This is a genomic window from Caldisericaceae bacterium (genome assembly GCA_036574215.1).
Taxonomy (GTDB): Bacteria; Caldisericota; Caldisericia; order Caldisericales; family Caldisericaceae; genus Caldisericum.
Window position 1 is genome coordinate 38,048 of the sequence record JAINCR010000049.1, and the last position, 14,843, is coordinate 52,890.

Annotated in this window: 13 protein-coding genes; all 13 read right to left on the minus strand. The window is 33.0% G+C overall.

Features of this window, described 5'->3' with window-relative positions:
* Nucleotides 1–10 precede the first annotated feature (10 nt).
* Complete coding sequence (gene ftsZ, locus K6343_03000) at nucleotides 11–1,063, minus strand: cell division protein FtsZ (GenBank protein MEF3244935.1); 1,053 nt, start codon at nucleotides 1,061–1,063, stop codon at nucleotides 11–13.
* 11 nt (nucleotides 1,064–1,074) lie between these two features.
* Nucleotides 1,075–2,280 carry a cell division protein FtsA gene (gene ftsA / locus K6343_03005; protein MEF3244936.1) on the minus strand — a complete coding sequence of 402 codons (1,206 nt, stop codon included), beginning with the start codon at nucleotides 2,278–2,280 and terminating at the stop codon, nucleotides 1,075–1,077.
* Nucleotides 2,273–2,878: a hypothetical protein gene (locus K6343_03010; GenBank protein MEF3244937.1), complete on the minus strand. Its 606-nt coding sequence runs from the start codon at nucleotides 2,876–2,878 to the stop codon at nucleotides 2,273–2,275. The genes ftsA and K6343_03010 overlap by 8 nt, the downstream gene beginning before the upstream one ends.
* The gene (locus K6343_03015) at nucleotides 2,875–3,804 is read right to left on the minus strand and encodes a D-alanine--D-alanine ligase (GenBank protein ID MEF3244938.1); all 930 of its coding nucleotides are present in this window, start codon (nucleotides 3,802–3,804) and stop codon (nucleotides 2,875–2,877) included. Before K6343_03015 ends, K6343_03010 begins: the two co-directional genes overlap by 4 nt.
* The gene (murB, locus tag K6343_03020; GenBank protein ID MEF3244939.1) at nucleotides 3,801–4,733 is read right to left on the minus strand and encodes a UDP-N-acetylmuramate dehydrogenase; all 933 of its coding nucleotides are present in this window, start codon (nucleotides 4,731–4,733) and stop codon (nucleotides 3,801–3,803) included. The genes K6343_03015 and murB overlap by 4 nt, the downstream gene beginning before the upstream one ends.
* Nucleotides 4,730–6,082: a hypothetical protein gene (locus tag K6343_03025; protein MEF3244940.1), complete on the minus strand. Its 1,353-nt coding sequence runs from the start codon at nucleotides 6,080–6,082 to the stop codon at nucleotides 4,730–4,732. Before K6343_03025 ends, murB begins: the two co-directional genes overlap by 4 nt.
* Nucleotides 6,075–7,139, minus strand: coding sequence for an undecaprenyldiphospho-muramoylpentapeptide beta-N-acetylglucosaminyltransferase (murG, locus tag K6343_03030; protein ID MEF3244941.1), 1,065 nt, complete (start codon nucleotides 7,137–7,139; stop codon nucleotides 6,075–6,077). The genes K6343_03025 and murG overlap by 8 nt, the downstream gene beginning before the upstream one ends.
* Nucleotides 7,136–8,197 carry an FtsW/RodA/SpoVE family cell cycle protein gene (locus K6343_03035; GenBank protein ID MEF3244942.1) on the minus strand — a complete coding sequence of 354 codons (1,062 nt, stop codon included), beginning with the start codon at nucleotides 8,195–8,197 and terminating at the stop codon, nucleotides 7,136–7,138. The genes murG and K6343_03035 overlap by 4 nt, the downstream gene beginning before the upstream one ends.
* Nucleotides 8,194–9,540, minus strand: a complete 1,347-nt coding sequence (gene murD, locus K6343_03040) for a UDP-N-acetylmuramoyl-L-alanine--D-glutamate ligase (protein MEF3244943.1) — start codon at nucleotides 9,538–9,540, stop codon at nucleotides 8,194–8,196. The genes K6343_03035 and murD overlap by 4 nt, the downstream gene beginning before the upstream one ends.
* A gap of 10 nt (nucleotides 9,541–9,550) precedes the next feature.
* A complete protein-coding gene (gene mraY / locus K6343_03045) occupies nucleotides 9,551–10,519 on the minus strand; it encodes a phospho-N-acetylmuramoyl-pentapeptide-transferase (GenBank protein ID MEF3244944.1) in 969 nt (322 codons plus the stop codon).
* Entirely contained in the window at nucleotides 10,512–11,867 is a 1,356-nt protein-coding gene (gene murF, locus K6343_03050) for a UDP-N-acetylmuramoyl-tripeptide--D-alanyl-D-alanine ligase (protein ID MEF3244945.1), read from the minus strand. The genes mraY and murF overlap by 8 nt, the downstream gene beginning before the upstream one ends.
* The gene (locus tag K6343_03055; protein MEF3244946.1) at nucleotides 11,857–13,299 is read right to left on the minus strand and encodes a UDP-N-acetylmuramoyl-L-alanyl-D-glutamate--2,6-diaminopimelate ligase; all 1,443 of its coding nucleotides are present in this window, start codon (nucleotides 13,297–13,299) and stop codon (nucleotides 11,857–11,859) included. The genes murF and K6343_03055 overlap by 11 nt, the downstream gene beginning before the upstream one ends.
* The coding region (locus K6343_03060) for a penicillin-binding protein 2 (GenBank protein MEF3244947.1) at nucleotides 13,296–14,843 on the minus strand (1,548 nt) is incomplete at its 5' end. The genes K6343_03055 and K6343_03060, both read right to left, overlap by 4 nt.

The window sequence follows — 14,843 nt, forward strand, 5'->3', positions numbered from 1 at the left end:
TTAACAAACACTATTTTTTCTTACGTAAGAACGCTGGAATTTCAAAATCTCCTTGATCAATAGATTCTTCAATTTTTATTAGTTTCTCTTTTGGTTTTACCTCTTTAGATTTATCAAACCCTGCTGCAATTAGTGAAATTCTTACCTCGTCTTCAAGGTCCTCTTGAAAGACGGTTCCGAATATTAAATTCGAGTCATTTCCTACTGTTTCTTTTACAAAAGTAGCAGCCTCGTTTACCTCAAAAAGGGTAAGATTTTTGGGGCTCCCTGTAATATTCAAAAGGACTCTTGTTGCGCCTTCTATAGAATACTCAAGTAATGGACTTGAAATAGCCTGTTTTGCCGCATCAACTGCTCTATTTTCGCCTCTTCCAATTCCTATGCCAAACCAAGCATTTCCAGCTCCTGCTAAGGTTGTTCTTACATCCGCAAAATCAACATTAACAAGGCCTGGTTTAGTAATAATTTCTGAAATTCCTTTAACAGCATAAAAAAGCACATTGTCAGCAACTCTAAAGGCTTCATTAATAGGAGTTTTTTTATCTATTATTTTAAGTAATTTGTCATTTGAAATAAGAATAAGAGTATCAACGGACTCATTTAATTGTCTTATACCCTCTTCTGCTTGCTCAATTCTCTTTTTACCTTCAAAAGTAAAAGGCTTTGTAACAACTCCCACGGTTAAAATACCAAGTTCTTTAGTGATAGAAGCAATAATGGGAGACGCACCGGTGCCAGTGCCACCACCCATGCCTGCAGTTATAAACACAAGATCTGCACCTTCTATTATCTTTCTAAGTTCATCTTTACTTTCTTCAGCCGACTTTTTTCCAATCTCTGGGAAACTTCCTGCACCAAGCCCCCCTGTTGTCCTTGGACCAATCTGGACTTTCTTTTCTGCTTTGTTAAGTGATAAAACTTGCACATCGGTGTTTATTGCAATAAACTCAACTCCGTCAATACCCTCGTCTATCATTCTGTTTATGGCGTTTCCTCCCCCACCGCCAACTCCTAAAACCTTTATTCTTGCTGCACTTATTTTCCAAGGATCCATATCAAACATAAAAATACCTCCTATTCAAAAATATCATTAAGCCAGGAAAAATAAGAAAAAAATGATTTCTTCTTTGAAAAGGTTTTACCTTCATTCAGGGCGTAAAGGATTAGCCCAATAGAAGTAGAATATTCTGGTGCATTCAGAATGTCAGAAAAAGAAAATTCACCCTTTGGAAAACCCACCCTTACTGGCAACTCTAAAATCTCGTTTGCTCTTTTTGCAATGTTTTTAAGTTTAGCAGTGCCACCAGTTATAACAACGCCAGAATGAAGCGATCCCCAATAGCCTGACTTAATTAATTCGAGTTTAATAGTTTGTAAGATCTCATCAACTCTTGCTGTAATCACATCAGATAAATAATCCATATTAACCTTTAATTTCTCATCTGTGCCAATTTGGGTTGCTTCAATTTCGACACCTTCAGTATCACTATCATCACACTTTGCAAACCCGTACTCTTTTTTTATACGCTCTGCTTCTTCAAGAGAAATCCTCAACGCATAAGCAATATCTTTTGTTATATATTCACCACCAATCGGAAGAACAGAGGTATGTGCGATACTTCCATTTACAAAAACCGCAAGATCCCCAGTGCCTGCCCCAATATCAACAAGGGCAACACCTAATTCCTTTTCCTGATCTCTAAGAACAGAAAGAGAGGAAGCAAGCGCCTGTAAAACAAACGCTTCTTTTTGAAGGCCAACCATTGAAATTACTTTCTCAACGTTGTAAAGAACAGTAGAAGACCCAGTGATTATATGAACCTCTTCTTCAAGTTTAATTCCAGACATACCAACAGGATTTCTTATTCCACCTTGACCATCAATTATAAACTGCCTTGGTATGGAGTGAATAATCCTTTGATTTGCTTGAAGTAAAAGAACCTTTGAGGCTTCTTCAACTCTTCTAATATCATCTTTTGAAATCTCTCTTCCTTCTCTTGAGACGATGACACTTCCCTTGTTATTTAAAGAAAACACGTGTGTGCCAGAAACAGAAACATAAACGCTGTTTGTCTTTTTATAAGCCATGGTTTCTGCAATCTTTTTTGCTTCAGATACCGCTTCAGAAGCCTTATTTAAATCAATTACAACACCTTTATTAATACTTTTAGAAGGAACAGAGCCTACCCCAATTATTGAAGCATTACCATCTTCAATTTCGGCAATCAAATATTTAATTGTTTGACTCCCTAAATCGAGTGCTGCAACTATCCTATCCATTCTCTCTCCATTCAATGACTGCTTGCAGATTAAATCTTAAATCAATTGATTTTACTTGTTTTAAATTATTTTTTAAAAATTCAACTGTTTTACTGTACTCCGCAATTTTTTCCACATAATCCCCCAGTCCTACTAATACAATAATATTATTTTTGTCAATAAATACAATACCTCCATTTTGAAAATCAACATATTTAACAAAACTTAAAAAACCTAATTTTTTCAAATTAAAAAGAAAATCTTTTGTTTCTTCATTATACAAATTTGATTCAAAATCACAAATCACATCAAAAGCACCATTATCATTTTTTGTTATGTATCCTCTTGCGGTAATATCAAAAACACCATCTTTAAATTTTACCTTCAAAATAGTTTTCTCCACATAAAAGACTTCAACAGAAAAGTGGTTTCTTTCAATTTGAACATCTTTTCTAGGAAAGAGCGTTAAGTATACAGGCCCTAAATGATTTAAAAGAAAAGAAGGCTTAACTGGAACGTTAGAATTTATCTTAATTTTATTTTCTAAAACAAAAATGGAATAGTAAAAGAGAATGAATACTGACAAAATTACTATAAAAATTGAGAAGAGTTTTTTCACCTTTTTCTTTGAAGTGCTTCTTGTAAAATAAAGTCAACAAGGTCCTCAAAACTTATATTTTCTGCTTTTGCCGCATCTGGCACAAGACTCGTCTCTGTAAAACCAGGAATTGTATTTACCTCAAGCACATAGACATCATCTTTATTTGCTATCATATCGATTCTTGCAAAATCTCTCAGTCCGAACTCTTTATAGATACGCCTCCCGTATTCTTCGGTGAGGTTCTTCTGATAAGAGTTAATTCTTGCAGGTATAATGTGCTTTGACATTGAAGGAGTATACTTAGAATCGTAATCGTAAAATTCATGGGCAGGAACAATCTCAATAATTGGAAGAACATGTATATCAGGATAGTTACCAATAATTGCAACTGTAATTTCCGTTCCCTTTATGTAGTCCTCAACTAAAACTATTTCGCTTAATTCAAATGCCTTAGCCAAACCCAAATTGTATGAGTTCTCATCTTTTACTATTGTAATGCCAATTGTAGAGCCTTGATCATTTGGTTTAACTACAAGTGTTTTATTCCCCAAAAGTTCTGAAGCATAGGAATAAGAAAGAGCATTATCCTTCTTAAAATAAGTAAATGATGGTGTTTTAACATCAATTTCTCTAAACATAAATTTGGTAAATAGTTTATTCATACAGAGAGCACTTGCAAAAAATGAAGAGCCTGTGTAGGGTATGCCATAGAGTTCAAGTATAGCCTGGACTGTCCCATCTTCGCCAAATTTACCGTGAAGAGCAATAAATACAACATCAGGTGAAGTTTTTTTAATAATACTTTCAAGCTCATTCTGGAAATCATACTCAATTACGTCGTATCCTTTATTCCTTAATGCAGAGGCAATTGCTTTTCCACTTCTTATAGAGACTTCCCTTTCGGTGGATTTTCCACCATACAACACCAAAACTCTTATACTCATTTCTTCCTTTCAATAAGCCCAAGATTTTTAAAGTCACCCAAAAGTTTAATCTCGAGTTCTAACACAAGGTCTTTATTCTTATAAACTCTCAATTGGGCTTCCTTTATCAATTTTACCACATCATTCGCTGTTGCATTACCAAGATTTACAATAAAATTTGCATGCTTATCAGAAATGATTGCATCACCAAAACGCAATCCCTTACATCCTGACTCTTCCAAAACCTTACCAGCATAGGTAGTAGGGGGATTTTTAAAAACACTGCCCGCGCATGGAAAATCAAGTGGTTGCTTATCATAACGTAATCTCATATTCATCTCTTTTGCTTTAATAATTTCTTTTTCGTCTTTTTCTTCCAAGGCGATTACAGAATTTAACAAAATCAGTCTTTCGTCTTGCAAAATCGAATATCTGTAATCAAAGTGAAAATCATCGTGTTTAAATCGATAAATTTTACCATTTAAATCCATTACATCTCCGTATAAAACCTTAGTACTTATGTAGTGAGAATTAGTTCCTGCATTCATTGCAACTGCACCACCAACTGCACCAGGAATCCCAAAAGCAAACTCTAAGCCACCAAGATTACGCTTCATAGCTTGTTCAATAAAAAATTGTAAAGAGGCACCAGCCTCAATAAAGGCAATATTTTGAGAAAAAGTAAACTTACCAAAATTGCTTCCAAGTTTAATTACAATACCTCTAATTCCTTCATCTGCAACAAGGATGTTTGTCCCATTTCCTATAACTGTAACTTCAAGATTATTTTGTTTTGCAAATTTAAGCATTCTTTCAAGATCCTCTATATTAGAAGGTTCTACAAAAATTTCCGCAGGACCCCCAATCTTAAAAGAAGTGTGTTTAGAAAGAGGCTCTTCAAAAAGCACAGTCCCTTCAACCAAATTTTTTATTTTTTCTATAGTTTTCATATACCACCTGATTTTAGCAAAATTTTTTCTAAAACAAAATTTACTTTGGATGGCCCAAGGGTTATAACTAAATCATCTTTTTTCAACAGTTTCAAAACAATGTCTGCTGCTTCATCGTAGTTAGATGCTTTAATTACAACTTTTTGAGGGTTTCTTTCTTTTATCCAATCAAATACTTGTTCGTCGTTAATTCCATCAATGGGAGTTTCAAAAGCAGACGCAATTGGTAAAACAACAACTATGTTAGATAGATAAAATGGCTTTCCAATCTCACTACCGAGGGTGTAAACTCTTGTATATCTATGTGGTTCAAAAATTGCTATAATTCTATTATTTTGAAAATGTTTTTTTAAAGCAGAAAGAGATGCTTCAACTTCTGTCGGATGATCTGCGTGGTCATCAAAAAAATACACATCGTAATATTTACCAATAAATTCTAGCCTTCTTTTAGGCAATCTAAAACTACCCAACACTTCAGAAAATCTACTAAAATCGACATTAAGAAGTTTTGCTACCAATAAGGAAGCAATTGTGTTTAATAAGTATTTATCACCGAACACATTTACAAAAATTTCTGGTAGAAGGTTCCCTAAGATATTTGCTCTAAACAGTATACCATCTTCGACAAACTGAGCGCTATCAACATAAGCATCAAGTTCTCTATTCCAAAGGCCATAAAAAAATTTCCTTTTAAGTATATGTTTAGAAACTTCAAAGATATTTTCGTCTTCACCGTTCAAAACTAAAGTATCGCAATTAGACATGAATTCTCCAAAGGCATTTTTAAGATTCTCAAAACTAAAATTGTAGGCATTAAGATGGTCTTTATCAATACTTGTAACAACTCCAATATAAGGTTTAAATAAAAGGAAGGTGCGATCACTTTCATCTGATTCAATAACGAAGTATTTGGCATCTTTTAAAAAAGTGCTATTCTTAGGATGTTCACCACCAATGTAAGCATTTACCGACAAATTAGAAGATAGCAAGGTAGAAATTATTGAAGTTGTAGATGTTTTACCATGAGTCCCTGCAACGACTATACTTTTGTAGTTTTTTGCAATTTCGGATAGAGCCTCTCCTCTTTTTACTATTTGTATATCTAAAGATTTTGCCTTTTTAAGTAATTCATTATTTTCTGGAATAGCCGAAGAAATAATAACTTTTTTAAAAGACTTATCAACCACAAAGTCTTTATCAATGAACTTAATTCCTAAACTTTCCAAATGCTGTTTTGCACTATCTGAATTAACATCAAAGCCATATATGTCGTAGCCAAGGCTATTGTAAATTTCGGCAAGTCTCCTCATGCCAACGCCTAAAATACCAAGCATCAATATTTTATCCATGTTTATTTATAATTTCCTCAATTGTATCGACAATCTTTACTTCACTATCTTTTGGGTATAAACTGCTACAACCCATTTTTATTATACGTAATTTTTCCTTTAATTCTAAAATCCTATCCAAAAGCAATTTTTCATTTAGGGAATTTTCTTCAAGTACTTCAACGCAGCCTAAAGATTCAAAATACTTTGCATTAAAATACTGGTGGTTATCTCTTGCATAAGGGAAAGGGACAACTATTGAATAAACCTCATTTAATACAAGCTCGGAGAGAGTCATTGCTCCACCTCTTGTAATGGCAAGGTCGGCAGCTGCATAGGCATACCCCATGTGTTCAAGATAAGGAAACATTCTCAAACTCTTATGAACAATCTTATCTTTAAAGTCTTTATAAAACTTTTCGCCGGTTATAAAAATGATCTGTATGTCAAATTTAAGAAGCTCCTCAATGATAGAGAAAACAGTTTTGTTAAGTTTATACGCACCACCAGAGCCTCCAAATACAAGAAGGGTAAATTTATCCTCAAAATCAAAAAAATCCAAACCAACTCTCTTTTCAACTCCAATAACTTCTTTTCTTACTGGATTGCCAACAAACATGCCTTTTCCTTTAAAAATATCGTTTGCATCAGGAAATCCAAGGAAAATTTTTATAGCAAATCTTTTAAAGAGCAAATTTGTCCTTCCAGGAATGATATTTTGTTCATATATAAAAATTGGGACATTTGTTAAAATAGAGGCAATAAGAACAGGAAGAGAAACATAACCACCACCACCTAATACAGCATCGGGCTTATGCTTTTTGATAATTCTAAAAGATTCAGTAACGCCATTAAAAAAGTTAAAGATAAATAAAAAGATTGTTTTGATATTGAAATCAAATTGAGATGCACTTACAAATTCCATATCAAAACCGTAGGAGGTAAAAATCCTATCTTCAATTCTTCCTTTTCTCCCTACAAATACCACTTCAAAATTTCTTTTTTTAAGCTCTTTTCCTATAGGAATTAGAGGATAAACATGACCTCCAGTTCCACCACCTACTATAATTACTTTCATTCACCAACCTCTTTCCTTGAAATATTAATAAGTATACCTACAGAGATAAAATTAGCAACCATATTATTAAAGCCCATGCTTATAAATGGTAAAGGCACCCCTGTTACTGGCATTAGACCTAAATTCACTGCAAAATTAATAGTTGCAAACATGCAAATCCCTAAAGTAAGACCAATCGCAAGAATCCGTGAAAAAAGAGATTGCGCTACACTTGCAATCCTAAAACCCGTATACAACAACCCCAAGTAGGAGACAGCAATTATTATAATAACAATTCCTCCTAATTCTTCCCCGATGACTGGTAAAACAAAGTCTGAAACTGATACAGGTAAAACTTGAGGATATTTAAAAATACCCTTTAGAAAACCGACACCGTTAATACCTCCTCTTGCAAATGCTTTAATAGATTGTAAAGTTTGAAGTGCATCTGATGTTGCAAATGCTTCTGGATTTAAAAAGGCTTCTATTCTTCTTCTCCATTCCTCACTAAAACCAAGTAGAAGTAAAAATGAAACTATGCTAAAAGTAGAAAACACAAAAATATGCAATAGAGGCATTCCAATAATTACAAGGGTTAAAAAGCACGTCAAAAACAGCTGTGCAGCAGAACCCATATCCGGTTCTAAAGAAATGAGCAAAGAAAAAACCCCAATCAACACCAGAGAAACAAGAAAAACCTTTGTAAGTTCATCGTCCTTTATCTTATTAGAAAAAATTTTTGCAATAAGTAGAGACAAAACTATGTATGCAAATTGCGAAGGCTGAAAATTGAAGACTCCAAAATTAATAAATCTTGAAACACCCCCTTGAAAAAGAAGGTAGAGAAGTAATAAAAACAATATAAAGGTGCTAATCTTAGCAAATTTTTGTAAGATGTGGTGGTCAAAAAATGCAAAAAATATCATCAATAAATATCCTATAGCAACTGAAACTAATTGTCTTATGTACGTATTTGGATAAACTACACTAAGACTAACACTTGATATAATGCCAATAATGGATAATAAGGTTACGAAGAAAATAAGAGAAATGGAATACGGGTTTAAAATCTTTTTCATAACGAATTTACGATTTCCTTAAATTGATCGCCTCTATCTTCAAAATCCCTGAACATATCAAAACTTGCACAAGCAGGTGATAGTAAGACCACATCAAAGCGACTTGCTTTTGATTTTGCAAGAAGAATTGCGTCTCTTAAGCTTTCTACAACTGAAAAGTTATTAAAATTTGCTTTTATTGCGGCTTCCTTTATTTCATTTGCTGTTTTCCCCATAAGTATAAGGTGTTTAACTTTTTGTGGAAACATTTTACCCAAATTTGTAAAATCGTTATTTTTTGAGCTTCCCCCTGCAATAAGAATTACTTTCCTATCAAAAGATTCAAGTGCCTTAATTGTAGAATCAGGTGTTGTAGACTTTGAATCATTTATGAACGTTATGCCATCAACTTCCCTTACAAATTCAAGCCTATGGGGAAGACCTTTAAAAGTTTTAATAGATTTAGCAACTGTATTTATATCAACACCAATTAAAATTGAAGCAGTAATCGCTGCAAGTGTATTTTCAACATTATGAAGCCCTAAAAGGGGAATATCGCTTCTATTTATAATCTTTATGGATTCAGAGGTTGTAGAATCCTTAAAATAAATTTCACCGCCCAAAAGATAGGCACCTCTATCAACTTTATTTGTTAAAGAGAAAAAATAAACCTTAGGTCTTAAGTCTTTTGCAAGTTCTCTTAAGGTGCTGTCATCAAAATTTAAAACGGTAAAGTCAGACTCTGTCTGGTTTAAAAAAATCCTTTTCTTTGCTTCTAAATAATTATCCATGGTGCCATACCTGTCAAGGTGGTCTTCTGTAAAGTTTAAAAATACAGAGACCTTTGGGTGGTATTGTTCAATTGTCTCAAGTTGAAAACAACTCGTTTCAAGAATAGCAAACTGTGGATTTGGATTTTCTAAAAGAAGAAAGGAATAAGGGGTGCCTAAATTACCACCATAAACAGATGAAGGATAAAAGTCTTTAATGATGTGGTAAGTAAGGGCTGTTGTAGTGCTCTTACCATTGGTGCCTGTAATTGCAATAACTTCAGTATTTGAAGCAAACATATTTGCAAATTCCAATTCTCCTATAATTTTTTTACCGCATTCTTCAAGATACCTTACAACTTCTGAATTTAAAGGTATGCCAGGAGATAAAACAACGAGGTCAAAATCTTTAAATTTATCGAAACTATGCTTACCTATCTCATATGGGATTTTGTGCTCTTTTAGAAGTGACTCAAACGAATGTGTTTCATGGTTGTCGTTTAGCTCAGATAAAAAAACACTAAAGCCTTTACTTTTTGCAAGGATGCTTGCATAAACACCGGATTTACGAGCTCCAAGAACAAGAACTTTCACATTATACCTCCTAACCAAAATACACTTTTAAAAAGAATACAACAAGAGAAGCTACCAATGTTATAATAGAAAACCTAAAATCAATTTGTGCTTCACTAAGTCCAGATAACTCAAAATGGTGATGGATAGGTGTCATTTTAAATACTCTTTTACCGTGAGTTCTCTTAAAATATGTAATCTGGATAAAAATTGAAAGAGCTTCAATGACAGGAATAACAGCAAAAATTGGAAGATACAACTCTATTTTCAAAATAACAGAAAGAGAAGCAACAAGTGCACCTAAAGCACCCGATCCAACATCCCCCATAAAAATTGAAGCTTTTGGGCTATTGAACCATAGAAAAGCAAGAATAGAAACAATAAAAACAAGTATCAAATATACGTAGGAAGTGTTTCCAAGGGTGTTTGCAATTAAAGATAGTAAAAGAAGTATGGCAAAAGTAACACTTCCAAGAAGCCCATCTACCCCGTCCGTCAGGTTAAAAGCATTAGCAGAACCAATAAACATCATTAAGAAAAGTATAAAATAAATAAACCAACCCAATTTCAAATCGAAAGATAAGAATTTAACATTAAAAGAAAAGATATCTTTAAAAATTACAAACAGAGTAAGACTTGCAAGAAAATGTAAAATAAGTTTACTTTTAACAGAAAGTCCATCTGAAGAGTGTTTTTTAAAAGTAAGAACATCATCAATAAGCCCAATTATACCAAATAAGAGCACTGAAGATGTAACAAAGAATGCAACTTTTGAATGATTAAAGGGAAGAAAAAAGATAGGTGCAAGAAGAAATACTATCCCTCCGCCTCTTGGTGTGCCTTCCTTTATTTTGTGAATATCGCCCATTTCATCACGCACATGTTGGACTGCATTACGTTTCTTAAGATATCTAATAAGAAATTTTTCAAAATACAACAATAAAAAAAATTCAATTAAGATAACAAAAGCAAAGATAATGTTTGAAATGTTCTTATCCATCTTTAAACCTTCCTTTCAAGACTTCAACAAATCTTTCCATCTTCATGCCGCGTGATCCTTTTAAAAAAATTAAAGAACCTTTTTTAAAATCAAATTTTTCTAAAAACTCCTTTAGGGCGTCTTCATCGGTAAAATGAAATTTTAAAGCAGTCGAAGCATTTTCGTAAATAGATTTTGTAAAATCCCCATAAGTTATAAGTAGATATGGATCAACTTCTTCGATTAAAGAGACAAAACTTTCATGAATCTCATAAGCATCCTTGCCAAGTTCAAGCATGTCTCCTATTATTATAACCTTTGGTTTATTATCATCTAAAAGTGATTTTAATGCAAAAGTAAGAGAAACTGGATTTGAGTTATAAGTATCATCCAATATGGATATATGTGAAAAATTTATAATCTCTCCTCTTCCTCTATAAGGCTTAAATTCTTTTAAAGAGGAAACTATTAAATCAGGGTCAACTCCGAAATGGAAGGCAATTGCAAAAGTAAAAGCCAAAGTATAAACAAACTGATAACCGTAAAAAGGAAGTGAAAAGTAAAATTTTCGATCAGCAAAAATCAGGTTCAACGTCCTAACGCCTTCTTTAGTTAATAAATCAATTACTACATCGTTTCTCTTATTAAAACCTATAAGTACTCTATTTTTAAGATTATGCGAGGCTTCAAACAACAGATCATCATCACCATTTAAAAAAGCAATGCCATTATTATCAACGTATTTTGCGAGTTTAAATTTCTCATTTAACACCCCCTCTTTTGATTGTAGATATTCGATGTGAGATTCACCAATATTTGTAATAACTCCGTAGTGTGGTTGAGTTAATTCAAGAAGATAATCCATATCATAAGGTTTTTGAACACCCAATTCTACAACAATAAAATCCTCTCTCAAATTTATTTCATTTGCAAAAAATAACGGTAAAGAAACATCAGTATTGAGGTTGCCTTCTGTTTTTAATACGGAAAATTTTTTTGATAAGGCATTAGCAACAGATTCTTTAAGGGTAGTTTTACCAGCACTTCCTGTAATACCCAACACACAACCTGAGGCATGCTTTCTTCCAACTAAACCGATGTGTTTAATGAAATCTCTGGTAGAATTTACAACAAATTCAAAAGTATTATCTAGAGGAATCTCTTTTTCAACAACAACACCTAAAGCACCTTTTTGAATTGCGTCTTTTACAAAATCATGCCCATCATACTTTAAACCTTTTAAAGCAATAAAAATATCTCCTTTTTCAACAGTTCTTGAATCTATCTTAAACTTATTGAAAGTCTTAGGTATAGTATTCATCCTAATTCCATCAAAGCCATTAAGAAACTCTTCTAATTTAAAGTTCATAAACTACTTCCTCCACAACATCTAAATCTCTAAAATTTACTATACGTCCATCTTTAAAATGCATCTTACTTTCAACACCTCTACCCAAAATTGCAATCGTATCGTTTGGTTTTGACTTTAATAACGCTTCTCTAATTGCAAGGCGCCTATCTTCTAACACTTTATAGTCAATTGAAACACCCTTTAAAATGTCATCGATGATCTTTTTTTCATCAAATCCTCTTGGATCATCGGAAGTTACATAACAAAAATCTGCAAAATTACTTACAACTCTTCCCATCTCTATCCTCTTCTCTGTATTAGATGTGCCAACTGCTCCAAAAACAACTATAAGCCGCCCTTTTTTATTCAAACTAAGGTTTTCAAGGACGCTCCTAATTTCAGAAGGGTTGTGTGCATAATCTACTACTATTGCTCTATTAAAAAATTTTCTTATTTCCATTCTGCCAGGAATTGAAATAGTTTTTCCAAATTCTTTAATTACGTTAAATGGGATGCCCTCAACAATTGCAAAAGAAGAGGCAGCAAGAAAATTAACAATATTAAACTTGGACACTAAAGGAATCTCAACTTCACCAATTAAGCTACTTTTTCTAAAAATATTAAACCGAAGCACTATATCTTGTGAGTTAATAAATTCATATGAGAAATCAAAAGATGGTTTTTCGCCGTAAAGTATGGGTTCTTTAGAAACTTCTAAAAACCTTTCAATGTATAAACTTTCACCATTTAAAATGGGAGAAAAAGCATCAACAAAAAAAGAAACTTTAGTATCTAAATAATCTTCAAAAGTTTTATGAAAATCAAGATGGTCCAGCCCCATCGTTGAGAGAACCTTTTTATAGAAATCAATACCAAATACTCTTTTATCTTTTATAGCATGAGAGGTAACTTCCATAAATACGTATTTAACGTTGTCATCTCTCATTAAACTCAAGTATCTATTCAGATCAAAAGGGAATGGTGTTGTTGGAGGCTCAAGGTCTTTTAATTCAAATTTATCTTTTATGCCAATACCAAGGGTGCCAATAAAAGCAGAAGGAATTGAAGCGTAATTAAAAAGCCTGTAAAGTATGTAAGCAATAGTTGTTTTACCCATAGTTCCAGTTATACCGACTATCCTTAATTGAGAAGATGGATGGTTGAACATATGGTCTGATAAAATTGCATAGGCAACTTTACTATCATCTACCTTAATAAGAGGAGTATCGAAAGTTTTTGTAGTCTCCTTTTCTACAATAGCACCCACTGCACCATTTTTTATTGCATCTTCAATAAAATTGTGTCCGTCGTTATTTTGTCCACTTATTGCAACAAACAGATCACCTTTTTTAATTTTTCTTGAATCATGTTGCAATGCAAAAAACTCAATATCAGAATTACCGTAAATTTTACAATTCTTTAAAACTTTTTTTATCTCTTCTATTTTCATTTTTCAATCCTTAGATATTTTACAAGGAAATTACCAATCTCTGCAAATAATGGCGCTGCTACGGTTGTAGAATACTGAGGGTATTTTGTCTCATCTATAGAAACTATTACCGAAACTTTTGGAACGGGATAGGGAACGGCTCCATAAAAACTGTATATCAACCTAGTATGAGAATAACTTTTTTTGATTGGATCAATCTTTTGCGCTGTGCCTGTTTTACCCATAACCTTATACCCTTCTATTTTTGCTTTTGGAGCACCAATATCAACAACATCAACCATTGCACTTTTTATTAAATTAACGTTATCAACTGAACCAACAACATTTTTTAGAATGGGGGAGGATTCATAAATTACATTACCCGAATCTTCTATCTTTTTAATGATATTAGGTGTGTAGAGTTTACCGCCATTAACAATAGAGTTTAATGCTGTAACCATTTGAATTTGAGTAACAGCAACTCCTTGACCAAAGCCCATTGTAGCAGTTTCAACATCTCCGATACTTTTTAAGTTAGGAATAATCCCTTTTTCTTCTGCAGTAATTTCTAAACCTGTTTTTTCACCAAAACCAAATAAATTAAAATACTTTAAAAGATTTTCCTTTCCTAAACCGAGAGCAACCTCAGCAAACGCAACATCGCAAGAATTCACAAGGATGTCTCTAACTCCGTGCTCTTCTCCATGTTTTTTCCAACAGGATATTACGGTATCTTTTACCTTAATTGACCCGCTACAATAAAACTCATCGTTTTCTTTAAGTGTTCCTTTCTCAAGTGCAGCAAAGGCAACAATAGGTTTCATGACAGAACCAGGTTCATAATTGTAACTGATTGGCAAGTTAGGTTTGATGCTATCAACATTTTGTGGGTTAAAAGATGGGTAGCTCACCATTGCAAGAATCTCATTAGAGTTTGGTTCTGTTACTATGGCAAAACCATGTTTTGCATTGTATTTCTCAACAGTTTCTTTAACTAAAGCGTATAGTTTTGCCTGTATATTTATATCGATTGTTAACTGAATTGTGCTACCCTTTTTAGGATAAATAATATAAGTAGGCTTACCTAATGTTTCTGGCTCGTTAAAATTGTATGTTCTAAAGGCTCTACCTTTTTTCCCTTTCAAAAAATCATTAAAATAAAGTTCAATACCACTTAAACCATCATTATCAAGGCCAACAACTCCAATAAGAGGCGCTACTATTTCACCATACGGATAAACTCTTCTGTAAGTCTTAGTAAATACAACTCCATTATCAATTTCTAATTTATCAATTTCTTTTTTTAGGCTTTCTGTAATTGAAGTTGAAACAACAGTATAAGCGTTAGATGAAAAAATGCTTTTTAAATCAGATGAAGATAATTTTAGATATTTACTCAAAATTTCTTTTAAAGATTCTATTTTAGACGCTTCAATGAGTTTTGGATTTACATCAAGTTGATAAGTAATTTCATTTATTGCAAGTTTATTTCCGTTTCTGTCGATTATTTCCCCTCTTTCAGCGCGCAATACATCATAAGTTGGCACAACCTGTGGAGCAAACTC